Genomic DNA, 16,804 nt, shown 5'->3' on the forward strand with positions numbered 1-16,804 from the left:
TCGCACCACCGGCCTTCGCAAGCACCTTGGTGATCGCCGCCGTCAGCGACGTCTTGCCATGGTCCACGTGCCCGATCGTGCCAATGTTGCAGTGCGGCTTCGTCCGCTCGAATTTCGCCTTCGCCATTGTCGTCGTTCCCGATCGGGTTTGCGTTACCAGCGGTAGTGGCTGAAGGCCTTGTTGGCCTCTGCCATCCGGTGCGTGTCTTCGCGCTTCTTGACGGCCGAGCCGCGGTTGTTGGCCGCGTCCATCAGCTCGCCGGACAGGCGCTCTTCCATCGTGTGCTCGCCGCGCTTGCGCGCGCTTTCGATCAGCCAGCGGATCGCCAGGGCCTGGCGCCGCTCGGGGCGGACCTCCACCGGCACCTGGTAGGTCGCGCCGCCGACACGGCGGCTGCGAACCTCGACGGCCGGCTTCACATTGTCCATCGCCTCATGGAACAGCCGCAGCGGGTCGCTGTTCGGCCCGCCACGCTTCTTCAGCGTGTCCATGGCGGCGTAGACGATCCGCTCGGCCGTGCTCTTCTTGCCGTCGTACATGAGCACGTTCATGAAACGGCTCAGCACGACGTCGCCGAACTTCGGATCGGGCAGGACTTCGCGCTTCTCTGCGCGGTGACGACGCGACATCTCTCAGCCCCTCACTTCGGACGCTTCGCGCCGTACAGCGAACGACGCTGGCGGCGCTTGGCGATGCCCTGGGTGTCGAGCACGCCGCGCAGGATGTGGTAGCGAACGCCCGGAAGGTCCTTCACGCGGCCGCCGCGGATGAGCACCACGGAGTGCTCCTGCAGGTTGTGGCCTTCGCCCGGGATGTAGCTCACCACCTCGAAGCCGTTCGTCAGGCGCACCTTCGCGACCTTGCGGAGCGCCGAGTTCGGCTTCTTCGGCGTGGTCGTGTAGACGCGCGTGCAGACGCCGCGCTTCTGCGGGCTGCCCTTGAGCGCCGGGACCTTGTTCCGGGCCGGCTTGGTCTCACGCCCCTTGGCGATGAGCTGGTTGATCGTCGGCATGACGCCCCTTCGTAACCGTCCGCGCCACAGCACTACGCCCTGGCAAACACGTCGGCCCGGGTCGCGTGCGCTTGCACGCCCTCCGGGCCCCCGTCTCGCTGCCGGCCTCAGCCCCTGGAAATCAGGGCGGCGCCGGCGGCGCAGCTTTGTGGTCCAAAACCTGGCGGGGCGCCGCTGCCGGTGCCCTGCCGAGGGGCGGCTATCTACGCCCGCCCCCCGTATGAGTCAAGCGCATGAACATCCGATTCATGCGCCCTTGGTCGCTGCGATGCGAAAGGGCCGGTCTTCCTGTGAAGGCCGGCCCCGAACGCATGGCGCAGCGGCCCGCTATTCGGCCGCCCGCGGCTCCGGCAGCGCCGGCGCGGAGCCCGGCAGGCGCCCCTTGTCGCGCTGCGCGGCCAACGCGCGCAGCCGGTTCATCACGGAGCCCGTCCCGGCGGGGATCAGGCGCCCGACGATGACGTTCTCCTTCAGGCCGGCCAGGTAGTCGACCTTGCCCGCCGTGGCGGCCTCCGTCAGCACCCGCGTCGTCTCCTGGAAGGAGGCGGCGGAGATGAAGGAGGTCGTCTGCAGCGACGCCTTGGTGATGCCCTGCAGCACGGGTTCGGCCACCGCCGGGCGTTCCCCGGCCGCGACCCGCTTCTCGTTCTCGATCTCGAACTCGATGCGGTCGACCGTCTCGCCGATCAGGTAAGTGGTGTCGCCCGGATCGGTAACCTCCACCTTCTGCAGCATCTGCCGGACGATGACCTCGATGTGCTTGTCGTTGATCTTCACGCCCTGGAGTCGATAGACCTCCTGGATCTGCTCGACGAGGTAGTCGGCGAGCTTCTCCACCCCCAGCACGCGCAGGATGTCGTGCGGCACGCGCGGCCCGTCGACCAGCGGGTCGCCGCGCTTCACGTAATCGCCTTCCTGCACGGACACGTGCTTGCCCTTCGGCACCAGGTATTCGCGGGGGCTCGGCTGCTCGTCGCCCACCTGCTCCGGCACCACGAGGATGCGGCGCTTTGCCTTGTAGTCCTTGCCGAACTCCACGCGCCCGTCGATCTCGCTGATGATCGCGTGGTCCTTCGGGCGCCGCGCCTCGAACAGCTCCGCCACGCGCGGCAGGCCGCCCGTGATGTCGCGCGTCTTGGACGATTCGCGCGGCAGGCGCGCCAGCACGTCGCCCGCGGCCACCGCCGCGCCGTTGTCGATCGAGAGAATTGTGCCGGGGGTGAGGAAGTAGATCGCCTCCGTCCCGTTCTCGCGCTTGACGACGTTGTTCTTCTCGTCGCGCAGGATCAGGCGCGGACGCAGGTCCGCCGCCTTGCCCGGTGCCTTGTATTCCACGACCTCCTTGAACGACAGGCCGGTCACCTCGTCCTGCCGGTCGACCAGCGTGACATTCTCGATCAGGTCGGAGAACTCCACCTTGCCGTTCCGCTCGGTGATGATCGGCAGGGTGAAGGGGTCCCACTCGGCCAGCTTCTGGCCGCGCGTGACGGTCGCGTCGTCCTCGGTCAGCAGCCGCGCGCCATAGGGCACGCGCTGGCGGGAACGTTCCCGCCCCTGCAGGTCGATCAGCACGATCTCGCAGTTGCGGCTCATGACGATCGGATGGTTCTGGCTGTTCGCCACCACGACGCGGTTCAGCACCTTGATGGTGCCGTCGCCCGCCGCTTCCACCGCCGACTGCTCCGCGCCGCGCTGCGCAGCACCGCCGATGTGGAAGGTGCGCATCGTCAGCTGCGTGCCGGGCTCGCCGATCGACTGGGCGGCGATGACGCCCACCGCCTCGCCGATGTTCACCGGCGTGCCGCGGGCAAGGTCACGCCCGTAGCAGAAGCCGCACACGCCCTGCCGCGCGTCGCAGGTCAGCACGGAGCGGATCTTCACCGCCTCCACGCCCGACTTCTCGATCCGCTCTGCCGCGACCTCGTCGATCAGGCTGTTGCGCGCGACGATCAGCTCGCCCGTCGCCGGGTCCGCCACATCCTCCTGCGAGGTGCGCCCAAGGATCCGCTCGGACAGCGAGGAGACGACATCCGCCCCGTCCATCACCGCGCCCACCGTCAGGCCGCGCTCCGTGCCGCAATCCTGCTGCACGATGATGCAGTCCTGCGCCACGTCGACGAGACGCCGCGTGAGGTAGCCCGAGTTCGCCGTCTTCAGCGCCGTGTCCGCGAGGCCCTTGCGGGCGCCGTGGGTGGAGTTGAAGTACTCGAGGACCGACAGGCCCTCCTTGAAGTTGGCGATGATCGGCTGCTCGATGATCTCGCCCGAGGGCTTCGCCATCAGGCCGCGCATGCCGGCCAGCTGGCGCATCTGCGCCGGCGAGCCACGCGCGCCCGAATGGGACATCATCCACACGGAGTTGGCGGGCTTGCCGATCTCCTGCTTCATGATCTCCTTCATCATCGCGCCGGCGACTTCGTCGGTGCAGCGCGACCAGGCGTCGACCACCTTGTTGTAGCGCTCGCCCGCGGTGATCAGGCCGTCGAGGTACTGCTGCTCGAACTCCTTCACCTCGTCCTTCGTCTTGGCAATCAGGGCGGCCTTGGTGTCGGGCACCACCATGTCGTCCTTGCCGAAGGAGATGCCGGCCTTGGCCGCCTGCTTGAAGCCCAGGCCCATCAGCCGGTCGGCGAAGATCACGCTCTCCTTCTGCCCGCAGTGGCGATACACCGCGTCGATCACGTCGGAGACGTTCTTCTTCGTCAGCATCCGGTTGACCAGCGAGAAGGGCAGCTGCGGATGCAGCGGCAGCAGCGCGCCGATCATCATCCGCCCGGCCGTCGTCAGCGGGCGTTCCGTCACCACCTCGCCCGCCGCGTTCATGGTGCGGCGGCGCGCGCGGATCTTGCTGTGCAGCGTGATCGCGCCGGCTTCGAGAGCCTGCTCGATCTCACCCATGCTGGCGAAGGCCGGCGTGTCCTTCTCCTCGGTCGCCAGGAATTCCGGCGTCTCGAGGCTGAGGTAGTACAGGCCGAGCACGATGTCCTGCGAGGGGACGATGATCGGCTTGCCGTTCGCCGGGCTGAGGATGTTGTTGGTCGACATCATCAGCACGCGGGCTTCGAGCTGCGCTTCCAGCGAGAGCGGCACGTGCACCGCCATCTGGTCGCCGTCGAAGTCCGCGTTGAAGGCGGTGCAGACCAGCGGATGCAGCTGGATCGCCTTGCCCTCGATCAGCACCGGCTCGAAGGCCTGGATGCCGAGGCGGTGCAGCGTCGGCGCCCGGTTCAGCATGACCGGGTGCTCGCGGATCACCTCCTCGAGGATGTCCCACACCTCGGGACGCTCCTTCTCCACCATCCGCTTCGCGGCCTTGATGGTGGTCGCATGCCCGTACTTCTCGAGCTTGCTGTAGATGAACGGCTTGAACAGCTCGAGCGCCATCTTCTTGGGCAGGCCGCATTGGTGCAGCTTCAGCTCCGGACCCACGACGATGACCGAGCGGCCCGAATAGTCGACGCGCTTGCCGAGCAGGTTCTGCCGGAAGCGGCCCTGCTTGCCCTTCAGCATGTCGGACAGCGACTTCAGCGGGCGCTTGTTCGCCCCCGTGATGGCGCGGCCGCGACGGCCATTGTCGAACAGCGCATCGACCGCTTCCTGCAGCATGCGCTTTTCATTGCGCACGATGATGTCGGGCGCACGCAGCTCGATCAGCCGCTTCAGGCGGTTGTTGCGGTTGATGACGCGACGATAGAGGTCATTCAGGTCGGACGTCGCGAAGCGGCCGCCATCGAGCGGCACCAGCGGGCGGAGTTCCGGCGGGATGACCGGCACCACGTCCAGGATCATCCACTGCGGATGCGCGCCCGATTCGCCGAAGGACTCGATCAGCTTGAGCCGCTTCACGAGCTTCTTGCGCTTCGCCTCCGACGTCGTCTCCTTCAGCTCGGAGCGCAGCTTCACGCCTTCGGCCTGCAGGTCGATGCCGCCGAGCATCTGCTTGACCGCTTCGGCGCCGATGCCGACCGAGAAGGCGTCCTCGCCGAACTCGTCCATCTTGGTCTGGTACTGGTCCTCGGTCAGAAGCTGATGCAGCTTCAGGTCCGTCAGGCCCGGCTCCAGCACGACGTAGTTCTCGAAGTAGAGGACCTTCTCGAGCTCCTTCAGCGACATGTCGACCATCAGGCCGACGCGCGAGGGCAGCGACTTCAGGAACCAGATATGCGCGACCGGGCTGGCGAGCTCGATATGGCCCATGCGCTCGCGGCGCACCTTGGCCAGCGTCACCTCGACGCCGCACTTCTCGCAGATGATGCCGCGGAACTTCATCCGCTTGTACTTGCCGCACAGGCACTCGTAGTCCTTGATCGGACCGAAGATGCGCGCGCAGAACAGCCCATCCCGCTCCGGCTTGAAGGTGCGGTAGTTGATGGTCTCGGGCTTCTTGATCTCGCCATAGGACCAGGACCGGATCTGCTCGGGCGAAGCGATCGTGATCTTGATCTGGTCGAAGGTCATGGCCTGGCCGGTCTGGCCCAGGATCTTCATCAGCTCGTTCATGCGGTCCTCGTGTGTGAGGCCGCCGCCGTGGACATCCCACGGCGGCTGAGCGTTTCAGAAAGGATGGCGCGCCCGCGCATCAGGTCGGGCGGGTCTCCAGATCGACATTGAGGCCGAGCGACTTCAGCTCCTTCACCAGCACGTTGAAGGATTCCGGAATGCCGGCCTCGAAGTTGTCCTGGTCGCGCACGATCGCCTCATAGACCTTGGTGCGGCCCGAGACGTCGTCCGACTTCACCGTCAGCATCTCCTGCAGCGTGTAGGCGGCGCCGTAGGCTTCCAGCGCCCAGACCTCCATTTCGCCGAAGCGCTGGCCGCCGAACTGCGCCTTGCCGCCCAGCGGCTGCTGGGTGACGAGGCTGTACGGCCCGATCGAGCGCGCATGGATCTTGTCGTCGACCAGGTGGTGCAGCTTCAGCATGTAGATGTAGCCGACCGTGACCTTGCGCTCGAACTGCTCGCCCGTGCGGCCATCACGCAGCCAGACCTGGCCGGAGCGGTCGAGCCCGGCCTTGTCCAGCATGTCCTCGATGTCCGAGGGCTTGGCACCGTCGAAGACCGGGGTCGCGATCGGGATGCCCTTGCGCAGGTTCTCCCCGAGCTCGACCAGCTGCTCGTCGCTCATCGGCGCGATGTCGCGGGCGAAGATCTCCTCGCCGTACACGTCCTTGAGCTTCGCCTCGAGCTCGGACCGGCGGGCGCCGCGGTGGCGATATTCCTCCACCAGCTCGCCCACCTGCTTGCCGAGGCTCGCGCAGGCCCAGCCCAGATGCGTCTCGAGGATCTGGCCCACATTCATGCGCGAGGGCACGCCGAGCGGGTTCAGCACGAGATCGACATGGCTGCCGTCCTCGAGGAACGGCATGTCCTCGATCGGCACGACGCGGGAGACCACGCCCTTGTTGCCGTGGCGGCCTGCCATCTTGTCGCCCGGCTGCAGCTTGCGCTTCACCGCGACGAAGACCTTGACCATCTTCATCACGCCCGGCGGCAGCTCGTCGCCGCGCTGCAGCTTCTCGACCTTGCTCTCGAAGCGCTTCTGCAGGCGCTCGACCGCCGCGTCGAACTCGCGCTTCAGCGCCTCGATCTCGGCCATGGCGGCGTCGTCGGCGACGCCGATCTGCCGCCAGGTCGCGCGGGCGAACTGGTCGAGCACCTCATCCGTGATGACCGTGCCGGCCTTGACACCCTTGAAGCCGCCCGACGCCTTGCGGTTCAGCAGGCGCTCGCGCAGCCGGCCGTAGAAGGACCGCTCCTGGATCGCCTTCTCGTCGTCGCGGTCCTTGGCGAGCCGTTCGATCTCGGCGCGCTCGATCGCCATGGCGCGCTCGTCCTTGTCCACGCCGCGGCGGGAGAAGACGCGCACGTCGACGATCGTCCCCGCCACCCCGGGGGGCAGCTTCAGCGAGGTGTCGCGCACATCCGACGCCTTCTCGCCGAAGATGGCGCGGAGCAGCTTCTCCTCCGGCGTCATCGGGCTCTCGCCCTTCGGCGTCACCTTGCCCACCAGGATGTCGCCCGGGTTCACCTCGGCACCGATGTAGACGATGCCCGCCTCGTCGAGGTTGCGCAGCGCTTCCTCGCCGACATTCGGGATGTCGCGGGTGATCTCCTCCTGGCCCAGCTTCGTGTCGCGGGCCATCACCTCGAATTCCTCGATGTGGATCGAGGTGAAGACGTCATCCTTCGCGATGCGCTCGCTGATCAGGATGCTGTCCTCGAAGTTGTAGCCGTTCCACGGCATGAAGGCGCAGAGCACGTTGCGCCCCAGCGCCAGTTCGCCGAGTTCCGTCGAAGGACCGTCGGCGATGATGTCGCCGGCCTGAACCTTGTCCCCCACCTTCACCAGCGGGCGCTGGTTGATGCAGGTGGACTGGTTGGAGCGCATGAACTTGCGCAGGCGATAGATGTCGACGCCACGCGTCGTGCCGTCGTCGCCGGATGCACGCACCACGATGCGCGCGCCGTCGATGCTGTCGATTACGCCGTCCCGGCGCGCGACGATGGTCGCACCCGAATCCCGCGCCACCGCGGCTTCCATGCCCGTGCCCACCAGCGGCGCATCGGCGCGGATCAGCGGCACCGCCTGGCGCTGCATGTTCGAGCCCATGAGCGCGCGGTTGGCGTCGTCGTTCTCGAGGAACGGAATGAGCGCGGCCGCGACCGAGACGAGCTGCTTGGGCGAGACGTCGATCGCCGTCACCTCCTCGGGCTTCACCAGGCGGAAGTCGCCGCCCTGGCGCACCGAGACCAGCTCGTCCTTGAAGGCGCCGCCTTCGTCCACGTTCGCGTCCGCCTGCGCGACGACCAGCCGCTCCTCCTCCATCGCGGAGAGGTAGCGCGGGTCGCCCACGATCCGGCCGTCCTTCACGAGGCGATAGGGCGTCTCGATGAAGCCGTACTTGTTCACCTTGGCGAAGGTGGCCAGCGAGTTGATCAGGCCGATGTTCGGCCCTTCCGGCGTCTCGATCGGGCAGATGCGGCCGTAATGCGTCGGGTGCACGTCGCGCACCTCGAAGCCCGCGCGCTCGCGCGTCAGGCCGCCCGGACCGAGTGCGGAGAGGCGGCGCTTGTGCGTCACCTCCGACAGCGGGTTGGTCTGGTCCATGAACTGCGACAGCTGCGACGAGCCGAAGAACTCGCGCACCGCGGCCGCGGCCGGCTTCGCGTTGATCAGGTCGTGCGGCATGACCGTGTCGATGTCGACCGAGCCCATGCGCTCCTTGATCGCGCGCTCCATGCGCAGCAGCCCGACGCGGTACTGGTTCTCCATCAGCTCGCCGACCGAGCGCACGCGCCGGTTGCCGAGGTTGTCGATGTCGTCGATCTGCCCGCGCCCGTCCTTCAGGTCGAGCAGCACGCGCAGCGTCGCCACGATGTCCTGCTTCCGCAGCGTGCGGACGTGATCAGGCACTTCCTCGGCGCTGAAGCCGAGGCGCATGTTCATCTTCACCCGGCCGACGGCCGACAGGTCGTAGCGCTCGGCATCGAAGAACAGGCCGCGGAACAGCGCCTCGGCCGTCTCGGGCGTCGGCGGCTCGCCGGGGCGCATCACCCGGTAGATGTCCATCAGCGCTTCGTCGCGGTTGGTGTTCTTGTCCACCGCGAGGGTGTTGCGCATCCAGGGGCCGACCGACTGGTCGATGGCGAGCGTGGGCAGCCGGTCGAGACCCGCTTCCTCGATCGCGGCAAGCTTGGGTTCGGTCAGCTCGTCGCCGGCCTCGGCCCAGATCTCGCCGGTCGTCGCGTCGACCATGTCCTCGGCGACGAAGCGGCCGAGCAGGTCGGCGCGGCCGACGAGCACTTCCGTCGTGCCGGCCTCGGCGATCTTGCGCGCGGTGCGCGGCGTCAGCTTCGCGTCCTTCTCGGCGACCACCAGGCCGGTCTTGGCGTCGACCAGCGGCTCCGCCAGCTTCACGCCGCGGAAGGCCTCGGGGTCGAAGGCGCGGCTCCAGCCCTTGGCGCTGCGGCTGAACACGACCTGGCCGTAGAAGGCGTTGAGGATCTCCTCGGCATCCATGCCGCGGATCTCGCTCGGCTCGAGGTCGCGCCCCTCGGCCACGCGTTCGGCGCGGCGCCGTTCCGTCAGGTCGGAGTCGAGTGCGAGCAGCAGCGTCGTCGTCGGCAGCTTCCGCTTCCGGTCGATGCGGACGTAGCAGATGTCCTTCGCGTCGAACTCGAAATCGAGCCAGGAACCGCGATAGGGAATGACGCGCGCGGCGAACAGGTACTTGCCGCTGCTGTGCGTCTTGCCCTTGTCATGGTCGAAGAAGACGCCCGGGGAGCGGTGCATCTGCGAGACGATGACGCGCTCGGTGCCGTTGATGATGAAGGTACCGTTGTCCGTCATGAGCGGCATGTCGCCCATGTAGACATCCTGCTCCTTGATGTCGCGGACGGACCGGCTGCCGGTGTCCTCGTCCACGTCCCACACGATCAGGCGCAGGCGCACCTTGAGCGGGGCGGCGAAGGTCAGGCCGCGCTGGATGCATTCCTCGACGTCGTATTTCGGCTCCTCGAGCTCGTACTGCACGAATTCGAGCCTGCCGCGGCCGGCGAAGTCGTCGATCGGGAAGACGGACTTGAACACCTCCTGCAGCCCGGCATGAAGCCGGCTGTCGGGGCTCACCTCCATCTGCAGGAAGGCTTCGTAGGAAGCCCGCTGCACGTCGATGAGGTTCGGCATCGGCGCCACTTCGGGGAGACGCCCGAAGCTCTTGCGGATCCGCTTGCGCCCCGTGAACGACTTCGTGATAGCGTTCATGCCTGTCCTGCTTCCCTATCTGCCCCGGCCCGCACACCCCGGCCGGCGGGGAACCCTCGCATCGCCGTGTCCGGCAACGCAGGAACGGGCGGCATTCCCGGACCGTTCCGGAAACCCCACCCGCACCCTCTCGAACTGCTTCCCCCATCCCGCCCGTCGCCGGGCGGGACAGGGGACGAGATCACTTGATCTCGACCTTGGCGCCGTTCTCTTCCAGCACCTTCTTGATCTTGTCCGCTTCGTCCTTGGACACGCCTTCCTTGACGGTCTTCGGGGCGCCCTCGACCAGATCCTTGGCTTCCTTCAGGCCCAGGCCGGTGATGGTGCGGATCTCCTTGATCACGTTGATCTTCTTGTCACCGCTGTTGGCCAGGATGACAGTGAACTCGGTCTGCGCCTCGGCGGCGGGCGCCGCGGCGGCAGCGGCCGGCGCCGCCGCAACGGCGACCGGCGCCGCGGCGGAAACGCCCCACTTCTCCTCGAGCATCTTGGAGAGCTCGGCGGCCTCCAGAACGGTCAGGGACGACAGCTCGTCCACCAGCTTCGCGAGATCGGCCATGTCTGAATACTCCTCGATCTAATGGCTTGACATCGGTTGTGCAACTCCCCCGTGGCCGCGCCCTTCAACCTATGGGCGGAACGACCGCGGGGGACGGTTCCTGCGGCCCTCAGGCCGCCTGGGCCTCGTCCTTCTTGGCGTAAGCCGAAAGGACCCGTGCCACCTGCCCACCAGGGGCCTGGAGGATGCCCGCGATGCGCGTCGCCGGGGTCTGGATCAGACCCAGCAGCTGCGCACGCAGCGTCTCCAGGGACGGCAGCTCGGCCAGAGCCTTCACGCCATCGGCGCTCAGCGTCTGGGTTCCGAGCGCACCGCCCAGGACAACGAACTTGTCGTTCGTCTTGGCGAACTCGACCGCGGTCTTCGCCACCGCCACAGGATCCGTCGACCACGCGAGCGCGGTCGGACCCTTCAGCAGCGGCTTGACGCCGTCGAAACGGGTGCCTTCGAGGGCGAGGGTGGCCAGGCGGTTCTTCGCGACCTTGTACGTCGCGCCCGCCGCGCGCATCCGCCGGCGCAGTTCGCTCACATCCGCGACCGTGAGACCCTTGTTCTGGGCCACGAGCACGAAGGAGGTCTCTGCGAAGACAGCCGCGAGCGAAGCGACGAACTCACGCTTCTCCGTACGGTCCACTCCACGTCTCCGTCGGTGGCCGGCGCCTTGTGGAGGGGCTCCGACCGGTCCACACGGGGGCGCCGGCACCATGCCGGACACCCCTGTTCGCCTGTCAGGCCGGAACACCAAGCCAAGCCATGCCGGGACCCGAAGGCCCGGCCATGTCATCGGTTCGGCACCCCGTCTCTCCCCTGCCCGGCTTCGCCGAATCAAGGCCCCGAAGGGCCGCAGGAGGTCTCCGACAGGTTTCGGACAAAGGGCCTCGGCCCCCGTCCTGCCCACCCAGCCCCGGAAGGGCTGGGCGTATTCCATCAGGGCGTGGCGCCCGAAAGGCTCGCCACGTCCACCTTCACGCCCGGCCCCATGGTCGAGGAGAGCGCCACCTTCTTCAGGTAGGTCCCCTTCGCCCCGGTCGGCTTGGCACGCTGGATCGCGTCCACGAAGGCGCGCGCATTGGCCAGCAGCGCATCCTCGCCGAACGACGCCTTGCCGATGCCGGCATGCACGATGCCCGCCTTCTCGGCGCGGAATTCCACCTGGCCGGCCTTGGCCGCGGTGACCGCACCCTTCACGTCCATCGTGACCGTGCCGAGCTTCGGGTTCGGCATCAGCCCGCGCGGGCCGAGAACCTTACCGAGCCGGCCCACCAGCGCCATCATGTCGGGCGTGGCGATGCAGCGGTCGAACTCGATCTTGCCTTCCTGCACCAGCGCGGCGAGGTCATCGGCGCCGACCACGTCGGCCCCGGCGGCCTTCGCCTCATCTGCCTTGGCACCGCGGGCGAAGACGCCCACGCGCACCGTCTTGCCGGTGCCATGCGGCAGGCCCACCACGCCACGGACCATCTGGTCCGCATGCCGCGGGTCGATGCCGAGATTCATCGCGATCTCGATCGTCTCGTCGAACTTCGCCTTGGCGTTCGACTTCGCGATCTTCACCGCTTCCTCGAGCCCATAGGCCTTCTCCCGGTCGAACCCGGCATAGACGGCCTTCAGACGCTTGCCCTGCTGCGGCATCGGATCAGCCCTCCACCACGGTGAGGCCCATGGAACGGGCGGAGCCCGCGAGCATCCGCACCGCGGCGTCCACGTCGTTCGCGTTCATGTGCTGCATCTTGGTCTTGGCGATCTCGGCCAGCTGGGACTTCGTCACGCGACCGATCGACGCACCCTTGCCCGGCGTCGTGCTGCCCTTCTCGAGCTTCGCGGCCTTGAGCAGGAAGTACGTGTTCGGAGGCGTCTTGGTGATGAAGGAGAAGGTGCGGTCGGTGTACGCGGTGATGACGACGGGCGTCGGCGTGCCCGGCTCCATCTGCTGCGTCGCCGCGTTGAACTCCTTCACGAACTGCATGATGTTCAGGCCGCGCTGACCGAGCGCGGGCCCGACGGGCGGCGACGGATTCGCCTTGCCGGCCGGGATCTGCAGCTTGATGTAGCCTGCGATCTTCTTCGCCACTGTGACAGTCCTCTGCTGTTGCCAGAGGCCCGCGGTCCTGACGGGCCGAAAGGCCCTCCCGCGTTCCCTGAAACGCCGAAGGCCGGGGAAACACCCCCGGCCGCTCGGCGAGGGCGGGCGTGTAGCGGGACGGGCGGGACTTGTCCAGGGGGGCGCGGACCGGAGGGGCTCCGCCCCTCCAGACCACGCATCCACCTGGAGGGGCTCCGCCCCTCCAGACCACCGGGCCAGGGCGCCGCCCTGGACCCGCCGAGGGCCGAAAGGCCCTCGGAACCCATCGACCAGGGACAGCATCAGCGCAGGCGCCAGTAGCGCATGCGGCCGCCGGCGATGCTGATCAACCGGGCGAAGCCGGAAAACACCCCCGGCGGCTGGTCCCACGCCGTCTTGAGCGCCTCGACCACCTGGGACTGTATGGCCTTGGACAAATCCGGGTCGGGCAGGAACCGCGGATGGGCGGGCAAGGCCTCCAGCACGCCCAGCCGCTTGGCCAGCAGCAACTGCGACAACCTCACCACCCGCGACACCCGCCGCCAGGCCCGCGCGATCCGCCAGGCGAGCGCCTGCCACAGCGCATCCGCGCGCGTCCGGTTCGCCACATGCGTGAGCAAGAGGTCGAGATGCCCCGAGGCCGCCCAGCGCCGCAGCGCGCGGGAGGCCGTGTCCGCCCGGCCATAGTCGCGCGGCAGCGCCTTCCACGGCCCGCGCGAACAGGCGACCCAGAAGATGGCATCGAGCGTGCGCCGCCGGTCCTGCGGCGGGCGGCCACGGACACCCTTCTCCGGGGGAAGGCTCCGGGCGAGGAGAGAATATTCCTCGTCGGTCAGAGGGCGGAAGGGGTGAGGGTCGATGGGGAGCGACGTCATGCAGGGCGGTCCAGGGGCAAGAGGACGACAGGATGGAGGAGAATATAGGCGTTCTTTCCTATTCACAAGCAGATTGAGCGAAAGCCGGAGGAACATCAGCCTTCCGGACCATGCGTTGTCCCTCGGGGCTTCGTCCCTCCGGCTGAGCGAAGCGCCGCCCGCCAGCGGAACCCTGGCCCGGCAGCGCGCGCTGCGCGTGCCGCGCCGGGCATGGGCTGGTCGCGCACCTTGGGCGTGCTAGCGTCTGCGCTTCCGCCCCAGGACAGGTTGTGCCATGCGCCATGCGATCGCCCTTGCGCTGACCGCCATGCTCGCGCTGCCGCTCGGTGCCCAGGCCCAGGCTCCGTCCGGGCCGGCCACGCCCGGACAGCTCGTCGATGCGCTTGAAGGGATGTTCGGCCGCAATGGCGGGCTGCGTCGTGCGCATCCCAAGGGGTTCTGCGCCGAGGGCGAGTGGGTTTCGACCGGCGCCGGCGCTGGGCTGACGACGGCGGCGACCCTGGCGGCGGGCACGCGCGCGCCGGTGCTGGCGCGTTTCTCCTTGGCCGGCGGCAATCCGCGTGCGCCGGACAATGCGGACAATGCGCGCGGCCTGGCCTTGCGGCTCAACCTGCCGGGCAATGAATCGCACGACTTCGTCGTGATCTCGACGCCGATGTTCGGCCTGCGGACGCCGGAGCAGTTCCGCGACAACCTGTTGGCGCGGCGGCCGGACCCTGCCACCGGGCAGGCGGACCAGGCGCGCATCCAGGCCTTCGTCGCCGCCAATCCCGAGGTGACGCGCCAGGCTGCCTGGATACGGGCCAATCCTCCGTCGGACAGCTATGCGAGCGCGCCCTATTTCGGCGTGCACAGCTTCCTCTTCACCGATGCCGCGGGCCAGGTGCGCCCGGCGCGCTGGAGTTTCGAGCCTGTCGAGGGTCGCCGGAGCATGACGGCGGAGGACCGGCAGCGGCTCGGGACGGATTTCCTCGAGGGTGAGTTCTCGGCGCGGCTCGCGCGGGGTGCGGCCGAGTGGCGCGTCTTCCTGACCGTGGCGCGGGACGGCGACGTGCTGACGGATGCCACCGTCGCCTGGCCGGAGGATCGCCCGCGGGTGGAGGTGGCGCGGCTCTCGATCCGTCGCGTCGCCGCGGCGGAGGCCTGTGTGGGGCTGATGTTCAGCCCGGTGTCGCTGCCGCGCGGGATCGATCCCTCGGACGATCCGATCCTGCAGATGCGCACGCCGGCCTATGCCGAGTCGTTTTCCCGTCGCGTGGGCGGCCAGTAGCGACCGGGGGTCCGGCGAAGTCTTGGGTTCCGAGGGCCTTTCGGGCCTCGGCGGGGTGGTCTGGAGGGGCGGCGCCCCTCCAGGGAGACAGCGCGACGCCGCGCGCTTCCCCGGCTAACCGAACCCGCCCCCCGACCGTATATCCCCGCGTGATGACCTGGACCGACCTGACGCCCTGGCGCGACCGCGCCGGCGCCTTTTCCCCCTTCAAGGCGCTCGTCCTCGCGGCGTTGACGCTGCCCGCGCTCCTGCTCGCCCACGCCGCCTGGACGGCCTCGCTGGGCCCGAAGCCCTGGCAGGCAGCGACGCATGATGCCGGCACCTGGGCGATCCGGCTGTTGCTGCTGTCCCTGCTCGTCACGCCGCTGCGGCAGATCACGCGGCAGGCGCGGGTGGCGGAGCTGCGGCGCATGGTGGGTGTCGCCTGCTTCGCCTATGCGGGTTTGCACCTGCTGCTCTATGCGGGGGATCTCGGCTTCGACTGGCTGAAGGTCGGCAGCGAGATCATCCGCCGCGTCTATCTGACGATCGGCTTCGTCGCGCTGGTCGCGCTGGCGGTGCTCACCGCGACGTCGACGGATGGCGCGGTGAAGCGGCTGGGTGGGGTGGCGTGGCGCCGGCTGCACCGGCTGGTCTTCCCCGCCGGCGTGCTCGCGCTGGTGCATTTCACGCTGCAATCCAAGGCGGATGTGACGGAGCCGATGCTGATGGCGGGGTTCTTCGCCTGGCTGATCGGCTATCGCCTGCTGGCGCCGGCGGGTGGCGCGCCGGGGGTGGTGGCGATGTTCGTGCTGGCGATGGGCGCCGGGGCGGCGACGGCGGCGCTGGAATTCGCCTGGTATGGCCTGGCGACGGGGATCGACCCGTGGCGCGTGCTGGCGGCGAACCTGGATGTCGCCTTCGGCCTGCGCCCGGCTCTGTGGGTGCTGGTGGCCGGCCTTGGCGCGGCGGCCTTGCGTGCCGTGCCGCGCGCGCGACGCGTCGCTCGGGCGGCCTGAACCCTGGCGGGGTCCGGGGTGACACTGTCATCCCGGCGGGGGTCAGAGCGATGCCAGATCGGCCGCGACCGGCCGCTCGGATATCGCTCTGACGCGTTGGATTCAGCAGCACGAAATCCGATCACGCCCATGCAGCGTGATCGGACAGTGCCGCAGGGGGCGGCGCCCCCTTGGTCTCAGAGCTTCTCGACCTGCCCGTATTCGAGGTCGACCGGCGTGGACCGTCCGAAGATGGAGACGGAGACCTTCACGCGGCCCTTCTCCTCGTCCACTTCCTCGACCACGCCGTTGAAGGACGTGAAGGGGCCGTCGGCAACGCGGACCTGTTCGCCCACCTCGAACACCACGGCGGGCTTGCGCGGCTTTTCCACGCCTTCCTGCACCTGCTTGAGCAGGCGCTCGGCCTCGGAGGCCGGGACGGGCTGGGGCTTGTTGCGCGCACCGAGGAAGCCGGTGACCTTCGGCGTGTCCTTCACCAGGTGCCAGGCGTCGTCGGTCATTTCCATCTTCACCAGCACGTAGCCGGGGAAGAACTTCCGGTCGGTATCGACCTTCTGGCCGCGGCGAACCTCGGTGATCTGCTCGGTCGGGACCAGCACCTCGTCGAACTTGTCGGCGAGTCCCTTCTGCGCCGCCTGGTGCTTGATCTGCTCGGCGATCTTCTTCTCGAAGCCCGAATAGACGTGAACCACGTACCACTTCTTGTCGGCCACGGTGCCGCTCTCCTTCAGCCGATGCCGAACACGAGGCGCATGGCCAGCTGGATCAGCTGGTCCACCACGAGGAAGAACACGGCCGCGAGCGCCGACATGGCCAGCACCAGGCCGGTCGTGACCAGGGTTTCCTTGCGGGATGGCCAGGTTACCCGGCTGACCTCCTGCCGGACTTCCCGGATGTACTGCGCCGGATCGAACTTGGCCAAGTCGGTGTCCTCTGGAACGACGGCGGGCGGCGACCCTGGCTGGGCCACCACCCGGTGCGAGACCTTATGTCAGCCGGTGCGGCGGTGGCAGGGGCGGAGGGTCTCGAACCCCCAACCTCCGGTTTTGGAGACCGGCGCTCTAGCCAATTGAGCTACGCCCCTCTGCGTCCCGCCGCCGTCACATAGCGCCACGGCGGCGGGCAGGCAACGCGGCCCGTTACGCCGTGATCTTCGCGACGACGCCGGCGCCGACGGTGCGGCCGCCTTCGCGGATCGCGAAGCGCAGCCCTTCGTCCATCGCGATCGGCGCAATCAGTTCTACGTCCATCGACACGTTGTCG

The 16,804-nt window shown here is 68.3% G+C and carries 15 protein-coding genes and 1 tRNA gene; 2 read left to right on the forward strand and 14 right to left on the reverse strand.

From position 1 onward, the window contains the following. The 10 genes from HW577_RS09080 to HW577_RS09125 all read right to left on the reverse strand — a co-directional run. On the reverse strand, window positions 1–127 hold a 127-nt coding region (locus HW577_RS09080), incomplete at its 3' end, for a GTP-binding protein (RefSeq protein WP_232474794.1). Window positions 128–153: 26 nt separating this feature from the next. Next, window positions 154–630, reverse strand: a complete 477-nt coding sequence (gene rpsG / locus HW577_RS09085; protein WP_198375823.1) for a 30S ribosomal protein S7 — start codon at window positions 628–630, stop codon at window positions 154–156. Window positions 631–641: 11 nt separating this feature from the next. After that, on the reverse strand, window positions 642–1,013 hold the full coding sequence (gene rpsL / locus HW577_RS09090) for a 30S ribosomal protein S12 (RefSeq protein ID WP_137127375.1): 372 nt from the start codon (window positions 1,011–1,013) through the stop codon (window positions 642–644). A 327-nt stretch (window positions 1,014–1,340) separates the two neighbouring features. Continuing rightward, window positions 1,341–5,513: a DNA-directed RNA polymerase subunit beta' gene (rpoC, locus tag HW577_RS09095; protein ID WP_198375824.1), complete on the reverse strand. Its 4,173-nt coding sequence runs from the start codon at window positions 5,511–5,513 to the stop codon at window positions 1,341–1,343. A 79-nt stretch (window positions 5,514–5,592) separates the two neighbouring features. Continuing rightward, window positions 5,593–9,777 carry a DNA-directed RNA polymerase subunit beta gene (gene rpoB, locus HW577_RS09100; protein ID WP_198375825.1) on the reverse strand — a complete coding sequence of 1,395 codons (4,185 nt, stop codon included), beginning with the start codon at window positions 9,775–9,777 and terminating at the stop codon, window positions 5,593–5,595. 181 nt (window positions 9,778–9,958) lie between these two features. Beyond that, window positions 9,959–10,336, reverse strand: a complete 378-nt coding sequence (gene rplL, locus HW577_RS09105) for a 50S ribosomal protein L7/L12 (protein ID WP_198375826.1) — start codon at window positions 10,334–10,336, stop codon at window positions 9,959–9,961. Window positions 10,337–10,445: 109 nt separating this feature from the next. Further along, a complete protein-coding gene (gene rplJ / locus HW577_RS09110; RefSeq protein ID WP_332837582.1) occupies window positions 10,446–10,970 on the reverse strand; it encodes a 50S ribosomal protein L10 in 525 nt (174 codons plus the stop codon). Window positions 10,971–11,263: 293 nt separating this feature from the next. After that, window positions 11,264–11,968, reverse strand: a complete 705-nt coding sequence (gene rplA / locus HW577_RS09115; protein ID WP_198375827.1) for a 50S ribosomal protein L1 — start codon at window positions 11,966–11,968, stop codon at window positions 11,264–11,266. Window positions 11,969–11,972: 4 nt separating this feature from the next. After that, window positions 11,973–12,407: a 50S ribosomal protein L11 gene (gene rplK, locus HW577_RS09120; RefSeq protein ID WP_198375828.1), complete on the reverse strand. Its 435-nt coding sequence runs from the start codon at window positions 12,405–12,407 to the stop codon at window positions 11,973–11,975. A gap of 293 nt (window positions 12,408–12,700) precedes the next feature. Then, window positions 12,701–13,273: a transposase gene (locus tag HW577_RS09125; RefSeq protein ID WP_198375829.1), complete on the reverse strand. Its 573-nt coding sequence runs from the start codon at window positions 13,271–13,273 to the stop codon at window positions 12,701–12,703. A gap of 274 nt (window positions 13,274–13,547) precedes the next feature. Between HW577_RS09125 and HW577_RS09130 the strand changes: the two genes are divergently transcribed. Both HW577_RS09130 and HW577_RS09135 read left to right on the forward strand, forming a co-directional pair. Further along, window positions 13,548–14,543, forward strand: coding sequence for a catalase family peroxidase (locus HW577_RS09130; RefSeq protein ID WP_198375830.1), 996 nt, complete (start codon window positions 13,548–13,550; stop codon window positions 14,541–14,543). A 152-nt stretch (window positions 14,544–14,695) separates the two neighbouring features. Beyond that, the gene (locus tag HW577_RS09135; protein WP_198375831.1) at window positions 14,696–15,541 is read left to right on the forward strand and encodes a protein-methionine-sulfoxide reductase heme-binding subunit MsrQ; all 846 of its coding nucleotides are present in this window, start codon (window positions 14,696–14,698) and stop codon (window positions 15,539–15,541) included. A gap of 176 nt (window positions 15,542–15,717) precedes the next feature. Here HW577_RS09135 and nusG read toward each other — a convergent pair whose 3' ends face one another. From nusG to HW577_RS09155, 4 genes are all read right to left on the reverse strand, one after another. Next, window positions 15,718–16,254, reverse strand: a complete 537-nt coding sequence (gene nusG, locus HW577_RS09140) for a transcription termination/antitermination protein NusG (protein ID WP_198375832.1) — start codon at window positions 16,252–16,254, stop codon at window positions 15,718–15,720. A gap of 14 nt (window positions 16,255–16,268) precedes the next feature. Then, on the reverse strand, window positions 16,269–16,463 hold the full coding sequence (secE, locus tag HW577_RS09145) for a preprotein translocase subunit SecE (RefSeq protein WP_198375833.1): 195 nt from the start codon (window positions 16,461–16,463) through the stop codon (window positions 16,269–16,271). 85 nt (window positions 16,464–16,548) lie between these two features. Beyond that, a tRNA-Trp gene (locus tag HW577_RS09150) sits at window positions 16,549–16,625 on the reverse strand. Between the two features lie 55 nt (window positions 16,626–16,680). After that, the coding region (locus HW577_RS09155) for an EF-Tu C-terminal domain-related protein (RefSeq protein ID WP_474100243.1) at window positions 16,681–16,804 on the reverse strand (124 nt) is incomplete at its 5' end.

Source organism: Neoroseomonas rubea, from assembly GCF_016106015.1.
Lineage (GTDB): Bacteria > Pseudomonadota > Alphaproteobacteria > Acetobacterales > Acetobacteraceae > Neoroseomonas > Neoroseomonas rubea.